Origin of the sequence: Enterobacter sp. SENG-6 (assembly GCF_001605945.1) — a bacterium.
Classification (GTDB): domain Bacteria; phylum Pseudomonadota; class Gammaproteobacteria; order Enterobacterales; family Enterobacteriaceae; genus Enterobacter; species Enterobacter cloacae.
Map to the genome: position 1 here is coordinate 18,316 of NZ_LOMM01000008.1, position 25,344 is coordinate 43,659.

General features: G+C 57.3%; 25 protein-coding genes, 2 tRNA genes and 1 pseudogene. 16 read left to right on the top strand and 12 right to left on the bottom strand.

The features are described 5' to 3' along the window. Positions 1 to 79: 79 nt before the first annotated feature. From puuE to AX755_RS05000, 3 genes and pseudogenes are all read right to left on the bottom strand, one after another. Positions 80 to 979: an allantoinase PuuE gene (puuE, locus tag AX755_RS04990; protein ID WP_227160187.1), complete on the bottom strand. Its 900-nt coding sequence runs from the start codon at positions 977 to 979 to the stop codon at positions 80 to 82. Beyond that, a pseudogene (gene hpxA / locus AX755_RS04995) lies at positions 897 to 1,773 on the bottom strand (allantoin racemase). Before hpxA ends, puuE begins: the two are co-directional and overlap by 83 nt. Next, positions 1,773 to 2,489 (bottom strand): GntR family transcriptional regulator, encoded by a 717-nt coding sequence (locus AX755_RS05000; RefSeq protein WP_062856392.1) that lies wholly within the window; start codon positions 2,487 to 2,489, stop codon positions 1,773 to 1,775. The pseudogene hpxA and the gene AX755_RS05000 overlap by 1 nt, the downstream one beginning before the upstream one ends. Before the next feature lie 144 nt (positions 2,490 to 2,633). On the opposite strand from AX755_RS05000, the gene AX755_RS05005 reads away from it, so the two are divergent. Both AX755_RS05005 and guaD read left to right on the top strand, forming a co-directional pair. Then, on the top strand, positions 2,634 to 4,142 hold the full coding sequence (locus tag AX755_RS05005) for an NCS1 family nucleobase:cation symporter-1 (RefSeq protein WP_038985560.1): 1,509 nt from the start codon (positions 2,634 to 2,636) through the stop codon (positions 4,140 to 4,142). Further along, entirely contained in the window at positions 4,142 to 5,458 is a 1,317-nt protein-coding gene (guaD, locus tag AX755_RS05010; RefSeq protein WP_062856393.1) for a guanine deaminase, read from the top strand. Before AX755_RS05005 ends, guaD begins: the two co-directional genes overlap by 1 nt. Here the strand turns inward: guaD and uraH are convergent. Further along, positions 5,438 to 5,761 carry a hydroxyisourate hydrolase gene (uraH, locus tag AX755_RS05015; RefSeq protein WP_013097234.1) on the bottom strand — a complete coding sequence of 108 codons (324 nt, stop codon included), beginning with the start codon at positions 5,759 to 5,761 and terminating at the stop codon, positions 5,438 to 5,440. The two genes, guaD and uraH, sit on opposite strands and share 21 nt — an antisense overlap. Beyond that, entirely contained in the window at positions 5,758 to 6,258 is a 501-nt protein-coding gene (gene uraD, locus AX755_RS05020) for a 2-oxo-4-hydroxy-4-carboxy-5-ureidoimidazoline decarboxylase (protein ID WP_045295752.1), read from the bottom strand. The genes uraH and uraD overlap by 4 nt, the downstream gene beginning before the upstream one ends. Positions 6,259 to 6,498: 240 nt before the next feature. Here uraD and hpxO point away from each other — a divergent pair, with 240 nt between their 5' ends. From hpxO to AX755_RS05035, 3 genes are read left to right on the top strand one after another with little or no spacing between them, the layout of a single operon-like run. Next, complete coding sequence (gene hpxO / locus AX755_RS05025) at positions 6,499 to 7,653, top strand: FAD-dependent urate hydroxylase HpxO (protein WP_062856394.1); 1,155 nt, start codon at positions 6,499 to 6,501, stop codon at positions 7,651 to 7,653. 17 nt (positions 7,654 to 7,670) lie between these two features. Next, positions 7,671 to 8,705 carry a molybdenum cofactor-independent xanthine hydroxylase subunit HpxD gene (hpxD, locus tag AX755_RS05030; protein WP_062856395.1) on the top strand — a complete coding sequence of 345 codons (1,035 nt, stop codon included), beginning with the start codon at positions 7,671 to 7,673 and terminating at the stop codon, positions 8,703 to 8,705. 12 nt (positions 8,706 to 8,717) lie between these two features. Beyond that, entirely contained in the window at positions 8,718 to 9,668 is a 951-nt protein-coding gene (locus AX755_RS05035) for a PDR/VanB family oxidoreductase (RefSeq protein ID WP_061772039.1), read from the top strand. Between the two features lie 44 nt (positions 9,669 to 9,712). Here the strand turns inward: AX755_RS05035 and AX755_RS05040 are convergent. After that, positions 9,713 to 9,800 (bottom strand) — tRNA-Ser (locus AX755_RS05040). Positions 9,801 to 10,036: 236 nt separating this feature from the next. Here AX755_RS05040 and AX755_RS05045 point away from each other — a divergent pair. The 3 genes from AX755_RS05045 to AX755_RS05055 are packed head-to-tail and all read left to right on the top strand — an operon-like array spanning position 10,037 to position 12,842. After that, the gene (locus tag AX755_RS05045; protein WP_062856396.1) at positions 10,037 to 11,041 is read left to right on the top strand and encodes an ABC transporter substrate-binding protein; all 1,005 of its coding nucleotides are present in this window, start codon (positions 10,037 to 10,039) and stop codon (positions 11,039 to 11,041) included. Further along, positions 11,041 to 12,072 carry a FecCD family ABC transporter permease gene (locus tag AX755_RS05050; RefSeq protein ID WP_062856397.1) on the top strand — a complete coding sequence of 344 codons (1,032 nt, stop codon included), beginning with the start codon at positions 11,041 to 11,043 and terminating at the stop codon, positions 12,070 to 12,072. The genes AX755_RS05045 and AX755_RS05050 overlap by 1 nt, the downstream gene beginning before the upstream one ends. Continuing rightward, positions 12,069 to 12,842 (top strand): ABC transporter ATP-binding protein, encoded by a 774-nt coding sequence (locus AX755_RS05055; RefSeq protein WP_058661152.1) that lies wholly within the window; start codon positions 12,069 to 12,071, stop codon positions 12,840 to 12,842. The genes AX755_RS05050 and AX755_RS05055 overlap by 4 nt, the downstream gene beginning before the upstream one ends. A gap of 49 nt (positions 12,843 to 12,891) precedes the next feature. Here AX755_RS05055 and AX755_RS05060 read toward each other — a convergent pair. Further along, positions 12,892 to 12,979 (bottom strand) — tRNA-Ser (locus tag AX755_RS05060). A 143-nt stretch (positions 12,980 to 13,122) separates the two neighbouring features. After that, positions 13,123 to 14,751, bottom strand: coding sequence for an ABC transporter substrate-binding protein (locus AX755_RS05065; protein WP_062856398.1), 1,629 nt, complete (start codon positions 14,749 to 14,751; stop codon positions 13,123 to 13,125). A gap of 269 nt (positions 14,752 to 15,020) precedes the next feature. Here AX755_RS05065 and yccA point away from each other — a divergent pair, with 269 nt between their 5' ends. Further along, positions 15,021 to 15,680: an FtsH protease modulator YccA gene (gene yccA / locus AX755_RS05075; RefSeq protein WP_013097244.1), complete on the top strand. Its 660-nt coding sequence runs from the start codon at positions 15,021 to 15,023 to the stop codon at positions 15,678 to 15,680. An 87-nt stretch (positions 15,681 to 15,767) separates the two neighbouring features. After that, the gene (tusE, locus tag AX755_RS05080) at positions 15,768 to 16,097 is read left to right on the top strand and encodes a sulfurtransferase TusE (RefSeq protein WP_013097245.1); all 330 of its coding nucleotides are present in this window, start codon (positions 15,768 to 15,770) and stop codon (positions 16,095 to 16,097) included. Here the strand turns inward: tusE and yccX are convergent. Then, positions 16,094 to 16,375, bottom strand: coding sequence for an acylphosphatase (yccX, locus tag AX755_RS05085; protein ID WP_013097246.1), 282 nt, complete (start codon positions 16,373 to 16,375; stop codon positions 16,094 to 16,096). The genes tusE and yccX overlap by 4 nt on opposite strands. Positions 16,376 to 16,467: 92 nt before the next feature. Here yccX and rlmI point away from each other — a divergent pair, with 92 nt between their 5' ends. Together rlmI and hspQ are read left to right on the top strand one after the other, a co-directional pair. Beyond that, positions 16,468 to 17,658 carry a 23S rRNA (cytosine(1962)-C(5))-methyltransferase RlmI gene (gene rlmI / locus AX755_RS05090; RefSeq protein ID WP_013097247.1) on the top strand — a complete coding sequence of 397 codons (1,191 nt, stop codon included), beginning with the start codon at positions 16,468 to 16,470 and terminating at the stop codon, positions 17,656 to 17,658. Between the two features lie 60 nt (positions 17,659 to 17,718). Further along, the gene (hspQ, locus tag AX755_RS05095; protein WP_013097248.1) at positions 17,719 to 18,036 is read left to right on the top strand and encodes a heat shock protein HspQ; all 318 of its coding nucleotides are present in this window, start codon (positions 17,719 to 17,721) and stop codon (positions 18,034 to 18,036) included. A 33-nt stretch (positions 18,037 to 18,069) separates the two neighbouring features. Here hspQ and AX755_RS05100 read toward each other — a convergent pair whose 3' ends face one another. Then, positions 18,070 to 18,486, bottom strand: a complete 417-nt coding sequence (locus tag AX755_RS05100; RefSeq protein ID WP_020689684.1) for a CoA-binding protein — start codon at positions 18,484 to 18,486, stop codon at positions 18,070 to 18,072. Between the two features lie 172 nt (positions 18,487 to 18,658). Here AX755_RS05100 and csgI point away from each other — a divergent pair, with 172 nt between their 5' ends. Further along, complete coding sequence (csgI, locus tag AX755_RS05105; RefSeq protein ID WP_047351962.1) at positions 18,659 to 19,321, top strand: curli synthesis inhibitor; 663 nt, start codon at positions 18,659 to 18,661, stop codon at positions 19,319 to 19,321. Between the two features lie 80 nt (positions 19,322 to 19,401). Continuing rightward, the gene (mgsA, locus tag AX755_RS05110; protein ID WP_013097251.1) at positions 19,402 to 19,860 is read left to right on the top strand and encodes a methylglyoxal synthase; all 459 of its coding nucleotides are present in this window, start codon (positions 19,402 to 19,404) and stop codon (positions 19,858 to 19,860) included. Positions 19,861 to 19,942: 82 nt separating this feature from the next. Here mgsA and helD read toward each other — a convergent pair whose 3' ends face one another. Beyond that, positions 19,943 to 21,997 carry a DNA helicase IV gene (helD, locus tag AX755_RS05115; protein WP_062856399.1) on the bottom strand — a complete coding sequence of 685 codons (2,055 nt, stop codon included), beginning with the start codon at positions 21,995 to 21,997 and terminating at the stop codon, positions 19,943 to 19,945. 122 nt (positions 21,998 to 22,119) lie between these two features. On the opposite strand from helD, the gene AX755_RS05120 reads away from it, so the two are divergent. Then, positions 22,120 to 22,566: a YccF domain-containing protein gene (locus AX755_RS05120; protein ID WP_013097253.1), complete on the top strand. Its 447-nt coding sequence runs from the start codon at positions 22,120 to 22,122 to the stop codon at positions 22,564 to 22,566. A gap of 19 nt (positions 22,567 to 22,585) precedes the next feature. Continuing rightward, positions 22,586 to 24,748: a YccS family putative transporter gene (gene yccS, locus AX755_RS05125; RefSeq protein WP_062856400.1), complete on the top strand. Its 2,163-nt coding sequence runs from the start codon at positions 22,586 to 22,588 to the stop codon at positions 24,746 to 24,748. On the opposite strand, the gene AX755_RS05130 is transcribed toward yccS, so the two are convergent. Next, a complete protein-coding gene (locus AX755_RS05130) occupies positions 24,705 to 25,331 on the bottom strand; it encodes a TfoX/Sxy family DNA transformation protein (protein ID WP_013097255.1) in 627 nt (208 codons plus the stop codon). The genes yccS and AX755_RS05130 overlap by 44 nt on opposite strands. Between the last annotated feature and the right edge of the window lie 13 nt (positions 25,332 to 25,344).

Below are 25,344 nucleotides of genomic sequence, written 5' to 3' on the forward strand. Positions count from 1 at the left end.
CTGAAAAACCTGCCCGGTGGCGCTGCGGATGTTGTAGGCCGGGTAAGGCGCTGCCGCCGCCCGGCATAATACGACACCGCTATTTCTGAAACGGATGCACGTCCCGCCAGTGGTCAGCAATCTGCTGGCGGGTACAAACCCAGACCCGCTCATGCTGCTGCACATAATCCAGGAACCGCTGCAGCGCGCGAAAACGGCCCGGACGCCCCAGCAGGCGGCAGTGCATGCCGATGGACATCATCTTCGGTGCGCTTTCACCCTCTTCATACAGCACGTCAAAGCTGTCTTTCAGATAAGTATAAAACTGCTCGGCGGTATTAAACCCCTGGGCGGTGGCGAAGCGCATGTCGTTCGCATCCAGCGTGTAGGGCACGATCAGGTGCGGTTTACGGCTGCCATCGCTGCAGGCCACTTCCGTCCAGAAGGGCAAGTCGTCGCCATAGTAGTCGCTGTCGTAGTCAAAACCGCCGTGCTCGACCACCAGCTGGCGCGTGTTGGGGCTGTCGCGCCCGGTGTACCAGCCCGTAGGCGGCTTGCCAAACAGATCGGTCAGCACGTGCACCGCTTTGTGCAGATGTTCCCGCTCCTGGTTGATATCCATGTTCTGATAGTGGATCCAGCGCCAGCCGTGGCTGACCACGTCGTAATCCGCCGCCTTAATCGCCGCGACAATCTCCGGGTGACGCGCCAGCGCCATCGCCACGCCAAAGACCGTCAGCGGCAGGCCACGTTTCTGAAATTCATGATGAATTCGCCAGAACCCGGCGCGGCTGCCGTATTCGTACAGGGAGTCCATGGACATGTGTTTGTCGGGATAGCTTGCCGCTCCAATGATGTCCGAGAGAAACTGTTCCGACCCGGCATCGCCGTGCAGGACGTGGTTTTCTGCCCCCTCTTCATAATTGAGCACAAACTGCACGGCGATGCGTGCCTGATTCGGCCACTGCGCATGCGGCGGGTTGCCTGCGTAGCCACGCAGATCCCGCGGATAACCCTCTTCAAAAAGCCCCATTGCTACCCCCCCAAAAATTAAAATTGATTCAATGCCTGAAAATGTCCGCTTAACGGTTTGTTCTCCGGGAAGGCCAGATCCCCGTGCTTGCTGGTTGACAGCCCCAGCGCCACCAGCGATTCCACCATCTTCACCGCCGCACTGACGCCGTCGATCACCGGCACGCGCAGCTCGCGCGTCAGCTCCTGGGCGAGCGTTGCCATCCCGCCACAGCCCAGCACGATGGCACCGCAGCCATCCTCTTTCAGGGCCTGTATACAGCGCGCGCGCACCTTCTCCTGCGCCAGGCCGCTGCCGTCTTCCAGCGCCAGCACCGGGAGATCAATCGCGTGCAGGGCCGCGCAGTGATCCTGAAAACCATACTGCTGCAGCAGATGACGGGCGATAATCAGCGTGCGCGGCAGCGTGGTGACGATAGAAAAGCGCGTCGCCACTAGCGTGGCCATGTGCATGGCAGCTTCGGCAATGCCGACAACCGGCCCTTGCGCCAGCTCGCGCGCGGCCAGCAGCCCCGGATCGCCAAAGCAGGCAATCACGTGCCCTTCCACCCCCTGCTCTCTGCCTTTTTTGATTTGCTCAAGGACACCCACGGCGGCAATGGCTTCATCAAAATGGCCTTCGATTGAGGGCACACCCGCACTGGGGCAGACCGCGAGGATCTCCGTGCCCGGCGCAGCCACCGCGCGGGCGGCCGCGCCGATGGTTTCCGTCATCGCGAGGCTGGTATTGGGATTAATGACTTGTATACGGACAGACGACATTACGACTCCTTGTGGCTGGCGAACAGCCGGGCAAAATCGGGCAGGCATTCACCTGCCCGTTCGAAACAGAGGCTGGCGATGATGTGTTCGAAATGGTGCATTAAGGCATCACTGAGGGGTTGCAGCGCTTTCTGACGCAGCAGCTCCACAAGCTGTTCGTGGTCATTGCAGCGACACCCCTGACTCCACGGTGCGCCCCAGGTGGCAATCACCAACGAGGAGCGCTGGCTCAGGCGGGTCACCATCTCCGTCAGGACCTGATTGCCGGAGATGGCCTGCAGCTGAATATGGAAATTTGCGGAGTGGCGGATCGCCGCCGGGCCGTCGTAAGCCTCATGCGCCTGCTGCTCCTGACGGATGATTGACGCCAGCGCCGCCAGATGCGGCGGCTGACAGTGCACCAGCACGTCCGGTAGATTGGCGACCTCCAGTAGCGCGCGGGTGCGAAAGATCTGCCGGGCCTCTTCGACCGTCGGGCTGGCAACGTGTGCACCACGTTTGGGCGTTAAGGTGACCATTTGCACAGCGGCGAGTCGCTGCAGCACCTTACGGATGCCCGTACGACTCACGCCAAAGACCTCCGCCAGCGCCTCTTCCGGCAATTTGCTTCCCGGCAGCAGTTGATGTTCGACAATCGCAGTCATCAACGCCTGAAAGATGGATTCGTCTTTGTCTTGCAGGTCTGGCGCGGCGTGCAGACTGTTCACGTTGTTCATTAACCACTCCACTTTTTACTTTTCGCTATCGAATCGTATACATAAAAATAAAATATTGCATACAAGATTTATTATTTTGGCCTGGATCATGCAACACCGTCTGCACTCCCACTCAACGGGTTTTCATTCACAGGAGCAGGTTTCATGCCAAACAGACAAAATACGCAACACGGTACGGCCGCTGATTCCGGTGCGGTATACAGCCCACGGCTTTGCAATGAGGATTTGGCACCGACGCGTGACCAGAACTGGAGCTGGTACAACATCTTTTCTTTCTGGATGTCCGATGTCCACAGCATGGGAGGATACGTGGTCGCCGCGAGCTTCTTTACGCTCGGGCTGGCAAGCTGGCAGGTGTTGCTCTGCCTGCTGGTGGGAATTTGCATTGTGCAGCTGTGTGCCAACCTGGTGGCGAAACCGAGCCAGATGGCGGGCGTGCCGTATGCGGTGATCAGCCGTCAGGCCTTTGGCGTGTTCGGGGCAAACATTCCGGCGGTGATCCGCGGGCTTATCGCCTTTGCCTGGTACGGCATTCAGACCTATCTGGCCGCTAACGCCCTGATGCTGGTGGCGCTGAAGTTCTGGCCGTCGCTCTCGTCGCTCACCACCGGCGCGTTCCTCGGACTGTCGCACCTGGGCTGGGTCTGCTTTGCCATTATGTGGGTATTGCAGGCAATGGTCTTCTGGCACGGCATGAATGCCATCAAGCGCTTTATCGACATCGCCGGCCCGGCGGTGTATGTGGTGATGCTGGCGCTGGCAGGATGGATTGTATACAAGACAGGATTCGACGGGATCTCCTTTACCCTCGCCAGCAAATCCCTGAGCGCGGGCGAGCAGACCTGGCAGATGATCACCGCCACGGCGCTGGTGGTTTCCTACTTCTCAGGCCCGTTGCTCAACTTTGGTGATTTCTCCCGCTACGGCAAAAGCATGGGGGAAATCCGCCGCGGCAACCGCTGGGGCCTGCCGTTTAACTTCCTGCTGTTCTCCATCGTGACTGTGGTGATTGTCTCCGGTACCCAGTCGCTGTTTGGCCGCATGATCACCGACCCGATTGAAACCGTCAGCCGCGTGGGCAACGATCTGGCGGTGGCGATTGGTCTGTTGACCATGATCACCGCCACCATCGGGATTAACATCGTGGCCAACTTCGTCTCCCCGGCATTTGATTTCTCTAACTGTTCCCCGCAGAAAATCAGCTTCCGCACCGGGGGAATGATTGCCGCCGTCGGCTCGATCCTGTTAACCCCGTGGAACCTGTTTAACTCCCCGGAGCTTATTCATTACACCCTGGATGTGCTGGGGGCGTTTATCGGTCCGCTGTTCGGTATCCTGATTGCCGATTTCTACCTGATTAAGCGTGGCAAGGTATCCGTGGACGACCTATTCGATGACACGCCAGAAGGGAAATACTGGTACCGCAACGGCTTTAACCCGAAAGCCATCGGCGCGCTGATCCCCTCGGTTGCCGTCGGGCTGGTGATAAGCTTCATCCCGGCGCTGCATGAGGTGGCAAACTTTAGCTGGTTCATTGGCGTGTTCCTTGGCGGGGTAACCTACCGCTGGCTGGCGCGTGAAGAGCGCGAAGGGGCGTCCGCCGCTCACTTCACGGCACGCGAGGCCACGCAAACAATCAGACAGGAGCCGTGATGGATTACCAGACTGCGATACGCGGTGCATTTTTCGATATCGCCCGGGTCTGCGACAGCGCAGACCTGATTGCCGACCATGCGCGCTACCAGGAGGACGGCCTGCTGTTTATTTACCACGGGAAAATCGTGGCGCTCATGGCCTGGCAGGAGGGAGAGCAATATCTTGACCCGCACAAGGGTTACACCGACCTGCGCGGCAAACTGCTGCTGCCCGGCTTTATCGATACCCACGTTCATTACCCGCAGACCGAGATGATCGGCGCCTTCGGCGAGCAACTGCTGGAGTGGCTGACCACCTATACGTTTCCGGTGGAGAGCCAGTTTGCCGACGAGAGCTACGCAAAAGAGATCGCGGAATTTTTCATAAATCAACTGGTGAGCCACGGCACTACCACCGCACTGGTATTTTGCACACTGCATCCGCAATCGGTGGATGCGCTGTTGACCGAAGCATCGCGCCTGAATATGCGCCTTATCGCCGGGAAGGTGATGATGGACCGGCACACCCCGGACTACCTGACCGAAACGGCACAACAGAGCTACCAGCAGACGCGGGATCTAATCCAGCGCTGGCACCACCATGGACGGCTGGGGTATGCCATTACGCCACGCTTTGCGCCCACCTCATCACCGGAACTGCTGGCAGCGGTGCGTTTACTCAGAGAGGAGTTTCCGGACACCTGGCTGCAGACCCATCTGAGCGAAAACCCGAACGAAGTGGCCTGGGTTAATGACCTGTGGCCGGAGCATAAACGTTATCTGGATGTCTATCACCACTACGGCCTCACCGGCGAGCGCAGCGTGTTTGCTCACGGGATCCATCTGCACCACAGCGAGTGGCAGTGCCTGCACGACACCGGATCGGCGGTGGCGTTTTGCCCTACTTCCAATCTGTTTCTTGGCAGTGGGCTGTTTCGGTTACCCGCCTGCTGGCAGCACAAGGTGCGAATGGGTATCGGCACCGACGTCGGCGCGGGTACCACCTTCAGCATGCTGCGCACGCTGGGGGAAGCTTACAAGGTGGGTCAGTTGCAGAGCTATCGCCTGCGCGCCAGCGAGGCCTTTTATCATGCCACGCTGGGTGGCGCGCATGCCCTGCGTCTGGATGACAAAATTGGCAACTTCGTACCGGGCAAAGAGGCCGATTTTATCGTGATCGACCCGGCCGTCACCCCGCTGCAGCGCCTGCGTAGCGGACGCTGCAAGGATATCTACGAGCAGCTGTTTGTGCTGATGACCCTGGGCGACGAGCGTAATATCAGCCAAACCTGGGTCAACGGCGAGCCAGTGTGGTCAGCTGCCGCGGTAGGTTGACCAGCCGCCAGGAGCAATCACAAACGGCAGATGGAAGTGCTCATCTGCCGTTTCGCCGATAAGAAAATCAATCTGCGCGCAGGGATAGAGCGTGTCGCGCCCCGTTTCGCTAAACCAGGCGCCAGTCTCGGCCACCAGCCGATAGCGGCCCGCAGGCAGGACGGGAACAAATTCGGTGATGCGGCCCTGCGCGTTGGTCACGCCAGTTGCGATGATCTCCGCGTCCTGTTCAAGACGTACCGTCACCCCCTGCGCGGGTTTGCCCGTCGAGATATCCAGAATATGTGTACTGAGCGTGCTCATGCGCCAATGACTCCTTCCAGTCGTAATAAGGTAATTTCCCGCAGCTGATCCAGTGCGGCCTGCACCTCCTGCGCATCGCTGTTTTCCAGCCGCGCGTTCAGGGCCTGGAGGATCTCCTCCCCGCTGCGGCCTTTGGCGCGGATCAGAAAGACGCGCCCGAAACGGCTTTCGTAGCGGGCATTGCCTGCCCGTAACGCCTCAGCAAGCCGGGCATCATCATGATTCACCGCTCCCTGCTCCCGACGCGACAGCGCCGCCTCCGCCTGCGTGCCCATGGGCTTCTCACCGATGCGCGGATGCGCGCTCAGGGCCCGCGTGAGCGCGTGTTCATCCCAGCTTTTCGTCAGCGCCTGGGCCGCATCAAACAGAGCATCCCGGCTCGGATAAGGCCGCCCGGCGACCAGCGCCTCGGCCCAGCCGGGAATGGCCACGCAAGGGTGTAATAGCGTAAGCACCTCTTCGTGACTCCGGTAATTAAAATCGTCCAGCGTTATCATGGTTCCTCCCGTGTCATCATCGTCCCTGAACATTGCACAAAACACGCCACTCTTGCCTGAGACCTGAAACAGTTGATTCCTTAACCCTAAACCGGAAATTATTGATTCATAAAAAGGCATTCCCACCGCGATAACGCACCTTAGCAGTGCAAACATCCCTCCCACAACGCCCTTTACCGCACTCTGCAGCCTGGTACGCAAATTGCTGATGTTAATGACACCCGGCAAAAGGAGAGAAGCATGAAAGCAATCGTCATTGGTGCGGGCATTGGTGGCCTGAGCGCCGCTGTCGCGCTGGAAAAGGCGGGCATCGACTGTACCGTGTTTGAAGCAGTAAAAGAGATCAAACCCGTTGGCGCGGCCATCTCCATCTGGCCCAACGGGGTGAAATGCATGCAGCACCTCGGCATGGGCGACATCATTGAGACATACGGCGGGCCGATGCGTTTTATGGCCTACAAGGATCACCGGCGCGGCGACACGTTGACCCGCTTTAGCCTGGCCCCGCTGGTGGAGCGCACCGGGGGACGCCCCTGCCCCGTCTCGCGCGCTGAACTGCAGCGCGAGATGCTGGACTTCTGGGGTCGCGAGCGGGTGCAGTTCGGCAAGCGCGTCGAACACGTCCGGGAAGATGATGCTGTCGTCAGCGTAACATTTACCGACGGCAGCACGGCGACGGGCGATTTTCTGATTGCCGCCGACGGCAGCCATTCGGCGGTGCGCCCGTACGTGCTGGGGTATACCCCCGAGCGCCGCTACGCCGGTTACGTTAACTGGAACGGACTGGTGAAGATTGATGAAGAGATTGCCCCCGCCCACCAGTGGACCACGTTCGTGGGTGAAGGCAAGCGTGTGTCGCTGATGCCCGTCTCCGGTGGCCGCTTCTATTTCTTTTTTGATGTCCCGCTTCCCCTCGGTCTGGCGGAAGATCGCACCACCCTCAGAGCCGATCTCACGGGTTACTTCCGCGGCTGGGCGCCGCCGGTGCAGAAGCTGATCGCCGCGCTGGATCCGGATACCACCAACCGCATTGAAATCCACGACATTGAGCCCTTCGACAGCCTGGTACGCGGCCACGTGGCGCTGCTCGGCGATGCGGCGCACAGCACCACGCCGGATATCGGCCAGGGCGGCTGCGCGGCGCTGGAGGATGCGGTTGTGCTGGGTGATTGTCTGCGCGAAAACCACAACATTACGCTGGCGCTGCGGCAGTACGAAGCCCTGCGCTGCGACCGGGTACGCGACCTGGTGCTGAAGGCTCGCAAGCGCTGTGACGTCACGCACGGTAAAGATATGGCGTTAACCAGAGCCTGGTATCAGGAGCTGAGAGAGGAGACCGGGGAGCGCATTATCAACGGTCTGTGCGACACCATTCAGGGCGGACCATTAGGCTGAACGTAAGAGGAATACACATGAATAAAGCATCTGTACCACCCGCCCATTGCACGTTTGAGCCAGAGGACTGGCTGCGTCTGGCAAAGTGCTGGCATCCGGTTGCGCGCGCCTGCGACATTGGCGCGGCGCCGGTTAAGGCGACCCTGCTGGACGAAGCGCTGGTTATCTACCGCGTGAAAGGCCAGGTCGTGGTCGCTCGCGACGTTTGTCCGCATCGCGGCGTGCCGCTGACGCTGGGCTTTCATGATGAGCACGGGATTATCTGCCCCTACCATGGCCTGCGCTTCGGGGAAGATGGCCGCTGCAACCGTATTCCCTCCAGCCCCGACCAGCCGGTACCGGCGAAACTGAACCTGATTAACTACGCCGTGGAGGAGCGCTTTGGCTTGATCTGGACGTGTCTGGCGTTTGACCCGGACAACCCGATGCCGCTGCCCACCATGCCGCACTGGGATGACGACGGCTTTCAGCAGATCAACTGTCCGGCGTTTGAGGTGAATGGCTTCGCTGGCCGCCAGGTGGAAGGATTTTTGGATGTGGCGCATTTTGCGTGGATCCACACCAGCACCTTTGCGGACCCGGATAACCAGCTCGTCCCGACCTATCAGCCACAGGAAACACCGTTTGGCTTTGTAGCGGACTACTGGAGTTCGGTGAGCAATTATCCCGCGAGCGCTGACGTGCAGGCGCCGGAAGGCTTCCAGTGGCTGCGCCATTTTGAAATGCATTTGCCGTTTACCGCCACCCTGACGATCCATTTTCCGGGCGAATCCCGGCTGGTGATCATGAACGCCGCGTCGCCGGTCTCGTCACGCGTCACCCGCATGTTTGCCCCGATTGCGCGCAACTTTGATCTGCATATCCCGGTGGAAGAGGTGCATGCCTTTAACCTGCGGATTTTTGAGGAAGACCGCCTGATGGTCGAGACCCAGCGCCCGGAAAGTTTGCCGTTGGATCTGACCCTTGAAGCCCATATTCCCGCGGATAAAAGCTCGATTGCCTATCGCCGGGGGCTGAAAAAAATGGGTTTTGGCGCGTTTTTCCTGGTCTGATGGAGGGCTGTCATGAGTGATATCTTAAGCGTTATCGTCGACGGGCTGTGGCGTCAGGGGAACAAAAGCCTCGCCGTCAGGCTGGTGGCGGAAAACGGTGAAGCGCTGCCAGAGTGGCAGCCCGGTGCGCATATCGACGTGCATCTGCCCTGCGGGGTTATACGTCAGTATTCCCTGACCGGCCCATGCGGGAGTGAAGGCTATCTGATCTGCGTGGGCCGGGAAACCGCCTCGCGCGGCGGGTCGCGCTATATTCATGAGACGCTGCGTCCCGGTCAGACGCTGCTGATCTCCGCGCCGCGCAATCTGTTTGCCCTGCAGGAGGCCGAACGGGTGTTGCTGCTGGCTGCGGGGATCGGGATTACGCCACTGTATGCCATGGCCCTGCAGCTGGAAGCAGCCGGAACCCCGTTCACTCTGCACTATTATGTCAAACACGCTGAAAGCGCGGCTTTCGCCCGCGAGCTGGCGCAGCTGAAGCACGGCGAATGCGTTATCCATACCACCAGCCCGCGCACGTTGCTGGCAGAGCATATCCCGGTGGCCGCGGCGGGTCTTCACGCCTGGGTCTGTGGCCCGGCCGGGTTTATGGAAAAAGTACGTGAGGTGGCGACGGCGAAAGGCTGGGATGGCGCCACGATCCACAGCGAGGCGTTTCAACCCGCTGCGCCTGATACCGGCGCTGAAAGTGGCGAGATCTTCACGGTTAAACTGGCCTCCACCGGAGAGCGCTGGCCTGTGCCGGCAGATAAAACTATTGCCCAGGTGCTACAGGAAAACGGTGTGGCCGTACCGCTCTCCTGCGAGATGGGGATCTGCGGTGCGTGTCTGACACCAGTGATTGACGGCGTGGTGGATCACCGGGACAGCGTACAGTCAGAGGCAGAGAAAAACGCCCCGAACCCGCATGTGGCGCTGTGTTGCTCAAGAAGTCATTCCGCTGAGCTGGTGATTGGGCTGTAAAACGAAAAAACCCTGCGATAGAGCTATCGCAGGGTTTTCGAATTTGGCGGAAGCGTAGAGATTCGAACTCTAGAACCCTTTCGGGTCGCCGGTTTTCAAGACCGGTGCCTTCAACCGCTCGGCCACGCTTCCAAAGTGAGGCGCACTATAAACATCTCTGAGCATGATGTAAAGCGTGAAATTGCATAAAGTTACACTTGCTCACCATCACCCCGCCCTCTGGCGTCATGACTCACTTCGGCGACGTTAATCTGAATATGAAGTTTCCCTCTCATTACAGGCACCGGCAAATGTCCGGCAGGCAGCGTGTTGCGCTCAATCACAATATATGTATTATGTTATAACATAACAATTTGGGATTGATTCTTATGCTTCTGAAAAAAGGGTTATTACTGACAGTACTGCTGGCCATGGCACCAGCCACGTTTGCAGCAACAACTTACCCGCTGACGATTGAAAATTGCGGCGTCAGGCAGACCTTTACGCAAGCGCCACAGCGCGTCGTTACCGTGGGTCAGCATGAAACGGAATTGATGCTCGCGCTGGGGCTGGAAAAATCTGTCGCCGCAACCTCAGTCTGGTTCGGCAAACTCCCGGATTCGCTGGCTGATGCCGGAAAAAAACTCCCCCGGCTTGCGGATAACTCCCCCTCTTTTGAAGCCGTGGTGGGACAAAAACCGGAACTCGTCCTCGCTCAGTATCACTGGCATATTGGCCCGCAGGGCGAGGTGGGAACACGCGAGCAGTTTGCAGCCCTGGGGATTAAGACGTGGATCTCCCCTGCCGACTGCACGGACAAAACGGTGACGGCAACCTCAAACGCTGACGGAGCACGGAGCACGCCGATTTCACTGGCAGAAATAAAACACGAAGTCACAGACCTGGCCGCCATCTTTGATGTTCCCGCGCGCGGCGAGCAGCTCAATCGTGAGCTGACAGAACGGATTCAGAAAGCGCAGGCGCGCATCTCAGCAAAACCCCTGAAGGTTGTCTTCTGGTTTTCAAGCAGCCGCCTGAATGGCGATCCCTGGGTGGCAGGGAATTACGGCGCGCCTGGCTGGATAAGCCGCACGCTGGGGTTAAAGAACGTTATCGACTCCCGCGACGAATGGCCCGCCGTCACCTGGGAGCATATTGCCCAAATGCAGCCAGACGTTATCGTCATCGCTCAGATGTCACGCAGGCTCTACCCTGCCGATGACGCCGCGGTAAAAGAGGCCTTTTTACGACGCGATCCGGTGACAAGAAACATTCCGGCGGTCAGGAATAATCAGATTATTGTGGTGCCCGCAATGTCGTTAAACCCTTCTTTGCGTAACGTCGACGCGGTTGAGCTTATCAGCGATCGGCTGGCTTCATTCCAGGGCGAATAATGAGTCATGTATCTTCTCCCCGCCGCCAGCAGGGGTTAATGGCGGCAGGCGCAGTGGCATTGCCGCTGATGCTGGTCTTTGCCGCGAGTATCGGCGATATGCCGGTATCATATGCCGTTACCGGAAAAGCGATCCTCAATGGTCTTGGGCTGACTGCATACGTTCTGCCGCAACCCGAGGAAGGCATCGTCTGGCAGTACCGCATGAGCCGCGCATTAATGGCAGCATGCAGCGGCGGCGGCCTGGCGCTGTGCGGGCTGGTGCTCCAGTCAATACTGCGCAACCCCCTGGCGGAGCCCTATCTGCTGGGCATCTCCGCAGGCGCTTCGCTGGGGGCCGTCTGCGTGATGCTGCTCGGTATCGGGGGGAGCGTGATTGGCGTGAGCAGCGGTGCGTTTGTTGGCGCCTGCGCCGCTTTTGCGCTCATCATGTTGATTACAAACGGCATGAGCGCAAGCCCGTCTCGCATTTTGCTGGCAGGCATTGCGGGCACACAGCTCTTCAACGCCATGACCGCGTATATCGTCAGCACCTCCGCCAATGCCGAGCAGTCGCGTAGCGTTATGTTCTGGTTAATGGGCAGCCTGAGCGGTGTGCGCTGGCCGGACGCGCTGCTGGCGCTGGTCGTTACGTTGACGGGCCTGCTGATGGTATGCCTCTTTTCGCGGGCGCTGGACACCTTTACCTTTGGAGACGAGGTCTCTACCACCCTCGGGATTCCGGTGACCGCTGTACGAATTATCCTGTTGCTGACCTGCGCGTTCGTCACCGCAACCCTGGTCAGTGCCATAGGCGCAGTGGGATTTGTGGGGCTGGTCATTCCCCATGTGACGCGCATGCTCAGCGGTCCGGGCCATCGCCGCACGATCCCACTGACGTTTCTTATCGGCGCGCACTTTATGATCCTGGCCGATGTCGTGTCACGCACGCTGATTGTGCACCAGGTGCTTCCCATTGGCGTGGTGACGGCACTGGTGGGCGCACCTGTCTTTGTGGCGCTGCTTTATCAAAACCGGAAGGAGCATCCATGAATATTTCCGTCTCGGGGTTAAGTGTGACCCGACAAGCACAGACGGTGCTTGAGGATATCGATCTCGACCTGTCATCCGGGCAGATTGTCGGCCTGTTAGGGCCAAACGGCTCGGGCAAATCAACGCTGTTACGCTGTCTTGCCGGGCTGTTTCCACACCACAGTGAACGCGTCGCGCTTAATGGCACGTCGCTTAGCGTGATGCCGTTAAAAACGCGCGCGCGGCAGTTAGCTTTCGTCCCACAACATGCCGACGTTGAGGGAGAACTGACCGTCGAGGAAATCGTGCGGCTGGGACGTACGCCTTACCGGAAGGCGTTTCAGAGAAGCACTCGCGATGATGATATGGCGGTGGAAGAGGCGATTAGCCTCATGCGGCTATGCGGATTACGCCAGCGGCGGTGGCAGCAACTGTCTGGTGGGGAGCGTCAGCGAACCCAGATAGCGCGAGCGCTGGCACAGCAGCCCCGGGTGTTGCTGCTTGATGAGCCGACAAACCACCTGGACATTCAGCACCAGCTGGAGCTGATGCGACTTATATCGCAACTGCCTCTTACGGTGGTGGTGGCGCTGCACGATCTCAATCTGGCGGCTAACTACTGCCAGCGGCTGATCCTGCTGAAGGCCGGGCGTATCGCGGCCACGGGCGCGCCTGCGGAAGTGCTCACCCCTGAAAATATCGAGCAAACCTGGTGTGTCAAAGCGAGCGTCTACAGGGCAGACGCCGGGATGACGATCGGCTACAACATGGGCGGCATGGCGGAGGTGTAGAGCCAAAGCAAAAAACCCTGCGATATTGCTATCGCAGGGTTTTCGAATTTGGCGGAAGCGTAGAGATTCGAACTCTAGAACCCTTTCGGGTCGCCGGTTTTCAAGACCGGTGCCTTCAACCGCTCGGCCACGCTTCCTAAGTTAGGCGAACTATAAACACCTCACCGCAGGCTGTAAAGAGCACGCGCATTCGTTCGCTTTAAAAATAGCCAAATTACGTTTAATCGGTTGAATAGACAACATATTGGCCATTTTGCCAGCACAATCTCCAGCGATTGTCTTAGTGTTTTTTGATGTACATATCTTTCGTATAGTAGTACCCGAGCTTATCCGGCGTGAATCCCCCCACCCACGGTTTCACCAGGTGCGTACGAACGTAGTGATAGACAGGGATCGCCGGCACATCACGCCCCAGCAAATCCTCTGCCTGTTGATAAAACTTACCGCGCTCTTGTGCCGTTTTCGACTTCGCCGCATTCACCAGCGCTTGATCGTACTCAGGATTGCTGTACTGCGTGGTGTTTTGGCTATCCCCGGTACGGAAGTTATTCAGGAATGTGGAGGCGTCATCGTAATCGGCAATCCAGGCGTAGCGCACCGCGTCAAAGTTATGGGTGTGCATGGTATCGAGCATGGTTTTCCACTCCTGGTTCTGCAGCTTCGCCTCGACGCCGAGATTTTTCTTCCACATTGAGCTGGCAGCAATCGCGATACGCTGGTGCGTTTCAGAGGTGTTATACAACAGATTAAAACTCAGTGGATGGCTGGCGTTATACCCGGCCTCTTCGAGCAGTTTTTTCGCCTCGGCAATTCGTTTGTCCCGCGGCCAGCTGGCGTAATCCGGATTCTGTAACTTAACGCCACCAATGTCCGGCTGGCTGATAAGCCACGCCGGACGCTGTCCCTGCCCCATCACTTTATCTGCGATGATGTCTTTATCAAGCGCCATATTGAGCGCCTTACGCACGCGCGCATCGTTGAACGGCGGACGGGCGGTGTTGAATTCGTAATAGTAGGTGGCAAGCTGCGGAGAGACATCCAGCTGGCTGCCCAGCGTTTTCTTAAGCTGGGCAAACTGGTTGACTGGCACCGTGTAGACAATATCGATTTCTCCCGCTTTATAGCGGTTCACATCAGCCGCCTCGGAGGTGATAGGCAGATATGTCACCTTGTTGATCACAGTATGGGCATTATCCCAGTAGCGCGGGTTACGCTCCGCCACAATGCGTTCGTTAACTACCCATGAGGACAGCTTATAGGTACCGCTGCTGACGATGTGCTCGGGCTTGGTCCACTTATCGCCGAAACGCCCCACCAGGACTTTATCTATCGGCACCAGAGACGGGTGTGCCAGCATCGCCAGGAAAGCAGCATTAGGCTGAGAAAGCGTGACCTCCAGCGTGGTGTCATTGATGGCTTTCACGCCCAGCGTATCGGGCGCTTTTTTGCCTTCGGCAATTTCATTACCGTTGACGATAAGCATGCTTCCGGGATAACTGGCATACGGTGAGGCGGTTTTTGGGTCAACCAGTCGCTGCCAGCTCCAGACGATATCTTCCGCGGTGATGGCGGTACCGTCGCTCCAGGTGATGCCCGGGCGCAGATGGAACGTCCAGACGGTGTTGTCCTTGTTCTCCCATTTTTCCGCCAGCCGTGGCTGGATTTCACCCGCCGGGGAGACACTGACCAGCCCGTCGAATAAATCGCTGATAATATTGAATTCGACGTCGCTTTCGACTTTATGCGGGTCGAGCGAAGCGGGTTCACTTCCGTTATTCCTGACCAGTTCCTGCTTATCGGCCAACTGCGTTCCTGCCGGCACGTTAGCCGCCCAGGTTGCCGTGCTGGCGCACAGGATCCCGGCCGCCAGTAAAGAGAGTGTAAAGTGAGTGCGTGTTTGTGGTTTCATTTCCTTCGCCTTATTGTCTGTTTTGTGACGATCCGGAAATAACTCTTAGCGGCCTTATGTTAATAAGGCAATATTTTTCAGTAACCTATAAGAGCTTGATCTGATTAATTGTGCCAAACCGCTGTTCATACTGATGAAACGTCTTTCTGCAGAATAAATAACCAGCTCCGGCGCTAACCTGCTGAGTAAAGATGGGTAAAACCACTTTGAGACTGGCGCGCCGTTTCCTATTCTTTCCGTTAATTACATCTGTCATAAGAGAGTGACTCATGGATCGTATAATTACTTCCTCACGCGACCGCACATCGCTACTCAGCACCCACAAGGTGCTGCGCAATACGTACTTTATGCTCAGCCTGACGCTGGCGTTTTCGGCGATCACAGCTACCGCCAGCACCGTGCTGATGCTGCCGTCTCCGGGGCTGATCCTGACGCTGGTGGGGATGTACGGTCTGATGTTCCTGACCTACAAAACCGCTGACAAACCGGTCGGTATTCTCTCCGCGTTCGCCTTTACCGGCTTCCTGGGTTATATCCTGGGGCCAATCCTGAACGCGTACCTGTCTGCCGGCATGGGTGATGTGATCGGTATGGCGCTGGGCGGCACCGCGCTGGTGTTCTTCTGCTGCTCCGCCTACGTGCTGACCACCCGCAAGGACATGTCTTTCCTCGGCGGTATGCTGATGGCAGGTATCGTGGTGGTGCTGATTGGTATGGTGGCTAACATCTTCCTGCAGCTCCCTGCCCTGCACCTGGCGATTAGCGCGGTGTTTATCCTGCTGTCATCCGGCGCGATCCTGTATGAAACCAGCAACATCATTCACGGCGGTGAGACCAACTACATCCGCGCCACCGTGAGCCTGTATGTGTCGCTGTACAACATCTTCGTCAGCCTGCTGAGCATCCTGGGCTTCGCCAGCCGGGATTAAGCCAGAGTGTTGTGTACCGAGCCCCGCTTATGCGGGGCTTTGTTTTTTGGTACACTGCGGCGGTTTTTGACTGATGCGTGAATAACTATGTTGAGCTTTGAAGGTAAAGAGATCGAAACCGATAACGACGGTTATCTGAAAGACAGCCACCAGTGGAGCGAGGCGCTGGCGGAAGTGATTGCAGAAAAAGAGGCGATCGCGCTCTCCCCTGAGCACTGGGAAGTGGTGCGCTTTGTGCGCGAGTTCTATCTCGAATTCAATACCTCTCCGGCTATCCGGATGCTGGTTAAAGCCATGGCCAATAAATTCGGTGAAGAGAAAGGCAACAGCCGCTATCTGTATCGTCTGTTCCCGAAAGGCCCGGCCAAACAGGCCACCAAAATTGCCGGCCTGCCTAAACCGGTGAAATGCATTTAGTAGCGAATACCGAAGTTCATGTATTCCCGGCCGGGTTGATGCGGTTCGGTTAAGACCTTATCAACCCGGGCACTGCGCGGCCCACCCGCTTTCAGCCACGCCAGCAGTTTTTCAACCTGCTCTGCCTCGCCACAGGCGACCACCTCAACGCTGCCATCATCCATGTTTCGCGCATATCCCGTTAGCCCAAGCTGAACGGCCTCGCGCTGCGTGCTGTAGCGGAAGCCCACGCCCTGAACGACGCCGTGAACCCAGGCGATAGTGCAGACTTTTGACATCTTCCTTCTCCTTATCCGTCTGGCGCGTTGCATTTCCCCGGCGAACTCGGGAAAATGGCGGCCATTTTCTTGAATCGACAGAATAGCAAATTATGAGTGTACGTTTAGTGTTAGCCAAAGGGCGCGAGAAGTCATTACTGCGCCGTCATCCCTGGGTCTTTTCCGGCGCGGTTGCCCGTATGGAAGGTAAAGCCAGCCTCGGTGAAACCATTGATATTGTTGACCATCAGGGGAAATGGTTAGCACGAGGCGCCTACTCGCCAGCCTCCCAGATCCGCGCGCGCGTCTGGACCTTCGACAAAGATGAAACCATCGATATCGACTTCTTCGTGCGTCGTTTGCAGCAGGCGCAGCAGTGGCGCGACTGGCTGGCCAAACGCGATGGTCTGGACAGCTACCGCCTGATTGCCGGAGAGTCCGACGGTCTGCCGGGCGTGACCATTGACCGCTTCGGTAACTTCCTGGTCCTGCAGTTACTGAGCGCTGGGGCGGAATACCAGCGCGCCGCGCTGATAAGCGCCCTGCAGTCTCTGTTCCCGGAGTGCGCCATCTACGACCGCAGCGATGTGGCTGTGCGTAAAAAAGAGGGAATGGAACTGACCCAGGGTCCGGTGACCGGCGAACTGCCGCCTGCCCTGCTGCCTATCGAAGAACACGGCATGAAGCTGCTGGTGGATATTCAGGGTGGTCATAAAACGGGCTATTACCTCGACCAGCGTGACAGCCGTCTGGCTACGCGTCAGTACGTTGCCGACAAACGCGTGCTCAACTGCTTCTCTTACACCGGCGGCTTTGCGGTATCGGCTTTAATGGGCGGCTGCGCGCAGGTGGTGAGCGTGGATACGTCTCAGGAAGCGCTGGATGTGGCAAAACAGAACGTCGAGCTGAACAAGCTGGATCTGAGCAAAGCCGAATTCATTCGCGACGACGTCTTCAAACTGCTGCGTAAATATCGCGATCAGGGTGAGAAGTTTGACGTTATCGTGATGGATCCGCCTAAGTTTGTGGAGAACAAAAGCCAGTTGATGGGTGCCTGCCGCGGCTATAAAGATATCAACATGCTGGCCATTCAGCTGTTGAACCCAGGCGGCGTGCTGCTCACCTTCTCCTGCTCTGGACTGATGACCACAGATTTATTTCAGAAAATCATCGCCGATGCCGCAATAGATGCTGGTCGTGATGTACAATTTATAGAGCAGTTCCGTCAGGCAGCCGATCACCCGGTGATCGCTACCTACCCGGAAGGGCTGTATCTGAAAGGGTTTGCCTGTCGCGTCATGTAACTTGAAAAGAGAAATATTGCCCGCACATAGAGTGTAAGTAGTGTTTCCCGGGAGGTGACTATGATTGCCAGCAAATTCGGTATCGGCCAGCAGGTCCGCCACACTTTGCTCGGGTATTTGGGTGTGGTCGTGGATATCGACCCGGAGTATTCCCTTGATGAACCGTCGGCGGATGAGCTGGCGGTGAACGCAGAGCTTCGCGCCGCACCCTGGTACCATGTGGTGATGGAAGGTGATGATGGACAACCCGTCCATACCTATCTTGCTGAGGCGCAGCTAAGCAGTGAATTGCAGGATGAGCATCCGGAGCAACCCACGATGGATGAACTGGCTCAGACAATCCGCAAACAGTTACAGGCTCCGCGCCTGCGGAACTAAGCGTGTAAAAAAAGCCCGATAACGGGCTTTTTTTTATGACTTTGTCAGCCCCAGCCGGGGGATTTCAATTGCCGGACAGCGATCCATCACTACCTTCAGCCCCGCCTCGCGCGCCAGCACCGCAGCCTGTTCGTTAATAACGCCTAACTGCATCCACAGCGTTTTCGCACCGATGGCAATGGCCTCCTGCGCCACGCCCCATGCAGCCTCGGAATTACGGAACACATCCACCATATCCACCTTTTCCGGTACGTCGTTTAGCGTGGCGTATCCTGGCTGGCCCAGCAAGGTCTTACCGGCCACTTTTGGTGACACAGGGATGACGTGGTAGCCCTGATCGAGAAGGTACTTCATTACCCGATAGCTTGGACGATCCGGTTTATCGCTCGCCCCCACCAGCGCAATGGTGCGTGTGGACGTCAAAATCTCGGCAATATCATTCTCTTTCATGCTTTTCCTCCTGGCTTTTTAACAAGTGTATGTCAAAGCGCACATCTCAACCATCCATCCCATACAGATGTATGAGAGCAAAAGGCCAGAATATGTCTATATGTTAGTAAACATGATTATCGACAAATTTAGATACATTATCGCGGTAAGCGTACGTTAAACAGGAGCCCCTATGAAAGCCGGCCTTGCCACTGCTGTGATTGCGTTAGTGATGCCGGTTTGCGTTTTTGCAACCACGCTTCGGCTTTCTTCCGACATTGACCTGCTGGTGCTGGACGGGAAAAAAGTCTCCAGTTCGTTATTACGCGGTGCCGACAGCATCGAACTGGATAACGGCCCTCATCAGGTGGTGTTCCGGGTGGAAAAAACCATCCGCCTTGCTAATCATGAACAACGAACGTATCTCTCTCCCCCGCTGATTATGAGCTTTAACACCCAGCAGGTAAGCCAGGTGAACTTTACGTTGCCGCGTCTGGAAACGGAAAAAGAGTCGGCGACGTTTGACGCCTCGCCGCGTGTGGAACTGGTGGATGGCGATGCCACCCCGATCCCGGTGAAGCTGGATATTCTGGCGCTGACGTCGTCACCGAAGGGCACAGATTATGAGGCCGCAACGCAAGCCTATAACAAAGCGGGTAAGCGCGCCTCGCTGCCCCGGTTTGCCTCCATGATGGCTGACGACAGTACGCTGCTGTCCGGCGTCTCAGAGCTGGATGTGATCCCCCCTCAATCCCAGACGCTGACAGAACAACGCCTGAAATTTTGGTTTCAGCAGGCCGATCCCGACACGCGAGCCCGTTTTTTACAGTGGGTGAAGCAACAACCTTCGTCGTAAGCCACATTTTTTTCGCCTTTCTCTTGCAGCATCAGGCGGTTCCCGTCATCGTGTAGCCAGTTAACCTGATGGATATGATTATGGAACTGACAACACGCACATTACCGGCACGCAAGCACATTGCGCTGGTTGCGCACGATCACTGTAAACAAATGCTGCTTAACTGGGTTCGTCGCCATCAGTCCTTGCTGGAAAAGCACGCCCTCTCGGCGACGGGCACCACCGGTAACCTTATCCACCGCGAAACGGGTCTGGAGGTGAACGCCATGCTGAGCGGCCCGATGGGTGGCGATCAGCAGGTGGGCGCACAGATTTCTGAGGGGAAAATTGATGTTCTGATCTTCTTCTGGGATCCGCTGAATGCGGTTCCGCATGACCCGGACGTGAAAGCGCTGCTGCGTCTTGCCACCGTCTGGAATATTCCGGTGGCGACAAACCTGTCGACGGCGGATTTCATCATTGAATCACCGCAGTTCAACTCGCCGGTTGAAATTCTCATCCCGGATTATCAGCGTTATCTTTCCGAGAGACTGAAGTAGCGTTATGCCCGGCGGCGCTACGCTTGCAGGGCCAACGAGTTTTGTCGGCCGGGTCAGGCGAAGCCGCCACCCGGCAATCCCGCTACGGCTTGCGCGCCACCGGCACATCAATACTCTTCAGAATATCGACAAATACTGACGGCTCCTCTTTGTTGAACAGCAGCCACACGCGATGACGCGCGCGGGTGATCGCCACGTACAGCAAACGCCGCTCTTCGGCATCCGGGAAATCCTCCGGTAGCGGCAGTAATGCTTCTTCCATCACCGACTCACGGGCAGGGGCCGGGAACCCATCGCTCCCCTCTTTCAGCCCGACCACAATGACGTAATCGGCCTGCTGGCCTTTGCTTGCGTGGATGGTCATAAAATCAAGCTGCAGCTTCGGCCAGCGAGTCGCCGCCTTTTCCAGCACCGCAGGTTTTAGATGGTGATAACGCGCCAGCACCAGAATACGTTCATCTGGCTTTGCGTAGCCGCTGAGTTTGTCCAGCAGCGGCTCAAGCTGGTCTTCCGCCAGCAGGGTTACGGCTTTTTTATCTCCCGCCCTCAGGCTATTAAGCGGCTTGGCCAGTTGATGGGGGTTCTGCTGAATAAAGCGGTTCGCAATTTCGCCAATTCGGGAGTTAAAGCGGTAGGTGGTATCCAGATCGCTGCGATCGCCTTCGCCAAAATAGTGATGGAACGCGGTGGTCAGTGAAAGCTGCGCGCCGCTAAAGCGGTAGATGGCCTGCCAGTCATCCCCTACGGCAAACAGAGAGGTATGTTTATTTTGCGCCCGTAACGCCGAAAGCAGCGCGGCACGCTGCGGAGAGATATCCTGGAACTCATCAACCAGAATATGTTTCCACGGGCTGACAAAGCGTCCCTTCTCCAGAATGATGATGGCCTGATGGATCAGGCCTGAGAAGTCGACGGCGTTTTCCTCCTTCAGCGCCGTTTTCCAGGCTTTCAGCAGCGGTGCCATCAGTTTGACCCGCTTTGAAAAAAGCGCGCGGATGTCCTCCGGCGCACTCTCAATCATCTCAGCCTGCGTTCCACCGTGCATGCGCATCAGGCTCACCCAGCGGTCGAGACGCGAGCCAAGCCGTCGCGCCAGCTTTTCATCCTGCCAGAAACTGCCTTCCGGCACGTCCCAGTTGAGCTCGTCTTCCAGCCATTGTCGCCACCCTTTCGCCTGCGCTTTTTTCTCGCTGCACTGCTGCCGCCACGCCTTAATAAACAGGGCCTGACGCGCCAGGGTGTCGTTTTCCAGTTTACTGATGGAAGGGACTTTTTTGCTGCCCTGCTGAATGATGTGCAGGGCAAGGGCATGGAAGGTTCGGGCGGTAATATCCCGGGTGTGCAAACGCTCCTGAATGCGTTCGTCCATCTCCTGCGCCGCCTTGCGACCAAACGCCAGCAGCAGGATCTGATCGGCGACGGCCTCGCCCGTTGTCAGCAACCACCCCGCCCGCGCGACCAGTACGGACGTTTTGCCGCTCCCGGCCCCCGCGAGCACCAGCAGCGATTGTTCGCCGTTAACCACGGCGCGAGCCTGGGCAGGATTCAGCGGCGACGACTCCACCGTACTGAAGAAATCGGCATAGCGGGTGAGCATTTCGTCAGTCCACGCCTGGTTATGCGCCAGCCGGCTCTTGTCTGCGTCGCTCAGCCAGGCCTGACACTGTCGCCAGGCGTCACGGCAATTATCAAACTCATTGAGGCGCGTCACCGGTAACGGCAGCGCCGTCAGCGCCTGCCTGATTTTTTGCTGCAGACCGGCGGTCTGCTGACGGGTCAGCCATGTTTGTTGGGCATTACTCTGCGCGATATCACTCAGCACCTGCTGCAGGACCTGTGCGGCTATCACGCTCATATCGTGACTCCACTGCTGCCAGAGCTGGTTCAGATGATGATGAAAACGCTGGGTTTCGCCCCACTCCGTACCGTGAAGACGCACGACTTTATCCGCAGGAAGCACAAACTCCAGTTCGCCCCATACCAGCCCGCGTTTGCAGTGGATGGCCAGGAGTTGATTGAACGGAATGAGATATTCGTGACGTTCACCGGAGACCTTCACTCCTGCGTTGAGGAGGACAACCTTGTCATAAGGGTGTTGCGCCAGGCGTTTGCCCATTGAAGTTGCTTTCAGTTCCATATCCAGCCGGATCCACGAAGAGATAATTGCCTGATAGTTTAACTGCCAGTTTTAAGGTGCTCCAGCCTAAAAAAACGTTACAATCATTGGGCGTTAATTTTATCGAAAGGAAGTGAGGGTTTATGCGTACCGTTCTGAATGTGTTGAATTTTGTGCTGGGCGGTTTTGCCACCACCCTTTCCTGGCTTTTTGCCACCCTGGTGAGCATCGTCCTGATTTTTACGCTTCCCCTGACCCGCTCCTGCTGGGAAATCACCAAACTCTCCTTTATCCCTTACGGGAATGAAGCGGTTCACGTTGACGAACTGAACCCGGAGAATAAAAGCGCGCTGATGAACACGGGCGGAACCGTGCTGAACATTCTGTGGCTGATTTTCTTCGGCTGGTGGCTGTGCGTAATGCATATTTTTGCCGGTATTGCGCAGTGCATCACAATCATTGGTATTCCGGTGGGGATCGCGAACTTTAAGATCGCCGCCATCGCTCTGTGGCCTGTCGGGCGCAGGGTAGTTCCGGTCGAAGTGGCCCAGGCGGCGCGTGAAGCGAATGCACGTCGTCGTTTTCAGTGATTAAGGACTGGCCGCGTCTATGCTAAGCCCACTGCTTCGCCGTTACACCTGGAACAGCTCCTGGCTCTATAACGTCAGGATTTTTATCGCACTTTGCGGCACGGTTGCCCTGCCGTGGTGGCTGAACGATGTCAAGCTCACCATTCCTCTCACGCTGGGGGTGGTTGCGGGGGCGCTGGCGGATCTCGACGATCGCCTTGCCGGGCGTCTGCGCAACCTGGTCATCACCCTTGTCTGCTTTTTTATTGCCTCCGCGTCCGTGGAGTTGCTGTTCCCGTGGCCGTGGCTGTTTGCTCTAGGCCTTACGCTTTCCACCAGCGGGTTTATTTTGCTGGGTGGGCTGGGGCAGCGCTATGCCACCATCGCGTTTGGCGCCCTGCTGATTGCCATCTACACCATGCTGGGGGTGTCGCTTTACGACCAATGGTATCAGCAGCCTGTACTGCTGTTGCTGGGGGCCATCTGGTATAACCTGCTGACGTTAACCGGCCATCTGATCTTCCCGGTTCGCCCTCTGCAGGATAACCTTGCCCGCAGTTACGAGCAGTTGGCCCACTATCTTGAGCTCAAATCCCGGCTGTTTGACCCGGATATCGAAGAGGAGAGCCAGGCTCCGCTCTACGATCTGGCTCTGGCGAACGGCCAGCTTGTCGCCACGCTTAACCAGACAAAAGCGTCGCTGCTTACCCGGCTTCGCGGCGACCGTGGCCAGCGAGGGACGCGCAGAACGCTGCACTATTACTTTGCCGCTCAGGATATTCATGAACGCGCCAGCTCGTCTCATGTTCAGTATGCGGCCCTGCGCGAGAAGTTTCGCTACAGCGACGTTATGTTCCGCTTCCAGCGTCTGCTTTCCATGCAGTCCCAGGCGTGCCAGCAGCTGGCGCGCTCCATTCTGCTGCGCACGCCTTATCAACACGATCCACGCTTTGAACGCGTGTTCAGCCATCTTGATGCGGCAATTGACCGCGTGCGAGCCAGCGGAACGTCGCCGGAGCACATCAAAGCGTTGGGATTTTTGCTCAATAACCTGCGGGCGATTGATGCTCAGCTGGCAACGATTGAGTCTGAACAGGCCATGGCGCTGCCGGGCAATGAGGCGGACAGTCAGCTCGCGGATGACAGCGTGCACAGTTTTAGCGATATGTGGCTTCGGTTAAGCCGAAACTTTACGCCGGAATCTGCCCTGTTTCGCCATGCGGTACGCATGTCGCTGGTGCTGTGCGTGGGTTACACCTTTATTCAGATAACCGGTTTACATCACGGGTACTGGATCCTGCTGACCAGCCTGTTCGTCTGCCAGCCGAACTATAACGCCACCCGACACCGCCTGGCGCTGCGTATTATCGGCACGCTGGTGGGGGTCGCAATCGGGCTACCGGTGCTCTATTTTGTGCCCTCGGTGGAAGGCCAGCTGATCCTCATCGTAATCACCGGGGTGCTGTTCTTCGCCTTTCGTAATGTGCAGTACGCCCACGCGACGATGTTCATCACCCTGCTGGTGCTACTCTGCTTTAATCTGCTGGGTGAAGGGTTTGAAGTTGCCCTGCCCCGCGTGATCGATACGCTGCTCGGCTGTGCCATCGCCTGGGCGGCAGTGAGTTTTATCTGGCCCGACTGGCGTTTTCGTAATTTGCCGCGCGTCCTGGACAGGGCGATGAATGCCAACTGCCGCTATCTGGATGCCATTCTTGAACAGTACCACCAGGGACGCGATAACCGTCTGGCTTACCGCATTGCCCGACGTGATGCGCATAACAGCGATGCTGAACTGGCTTCCGTAGTCTCTAATATGTCAACGGAGCCGCGCGCCACGGCAGAAATTCGTGAAACGGCTTTCCGCCTGCTGTGCCTGAACCATACCTTCACCAGCTATATCTCTACGCTCGGTGCCCACCGCGAAAAACTGACAAACCCGGGCATCCTTGCCTTGCTGGATGATGCTGTCTGCTATGTCGATGATGCGCTACATCACCGCCCAGCCGATCAACCGCGTGTCCAGCAGGCGCTGGATGAACTGGCTCAACGGATTGCGCATCTTGACCCAGGAAACGACAGCAAAGCGCCGCTGGTTCTCCAGCAGATTGGTCTGCTTATCGCTCTGCTGCCAGAAATTTGCCGACTGCAACAGCAAATCGCTACCTGGAGGAGCGATTCTCCTGTGGCTCAGGCAGCGCATTAAACCACTCCGTCAGCTCCCGGCGAATTTCCGCCGGGAGTGCCGCTTCATGCAGGCCCTCAATCGCCCCTTCCAGGGCAAACAGTACTTTGATACTGAGTGCTTTATTTTTTGCCCGCAGCTTTAGCCAGCTCGTTCTGGCTCCCAGCGACCGGAGGGTATCTTCGTTGGTAATCCCGGCTTCACAGAGCAGGACTTCCAGCTGAAAAGTCAGGTTGGGCAGATCCTTTAGCCGGTTTCGCTGGTAGCGCTGGATGCGCTCTTTACGCGCGGCATTAAGCGCGTAAGAGGAAAGCTGAAGCAGCCGCTCCCTGTCCTGCCAGAGACCGTCATCCACACGATAATAGTTGAGAAGGATCGGCCGGCCGCGTTTCATTAAGGTCAAAAAGGAGGATCCGTTTTTTACACAGTACTTCGCACTTTCCTCACAGGCGCGAAGGTAAAGCTCACCGTCTGACACCATGGCAAACACCGCCTCATCGACGGCCAGGGTATAGCCACCAAAAAGCGCACGATGATGAATTTCTCCTAATGGAGAGAGGTATTCCTGGGATTTATAAATCCGTTCATAAGATATCTTTTTCATGATATTTCCATTA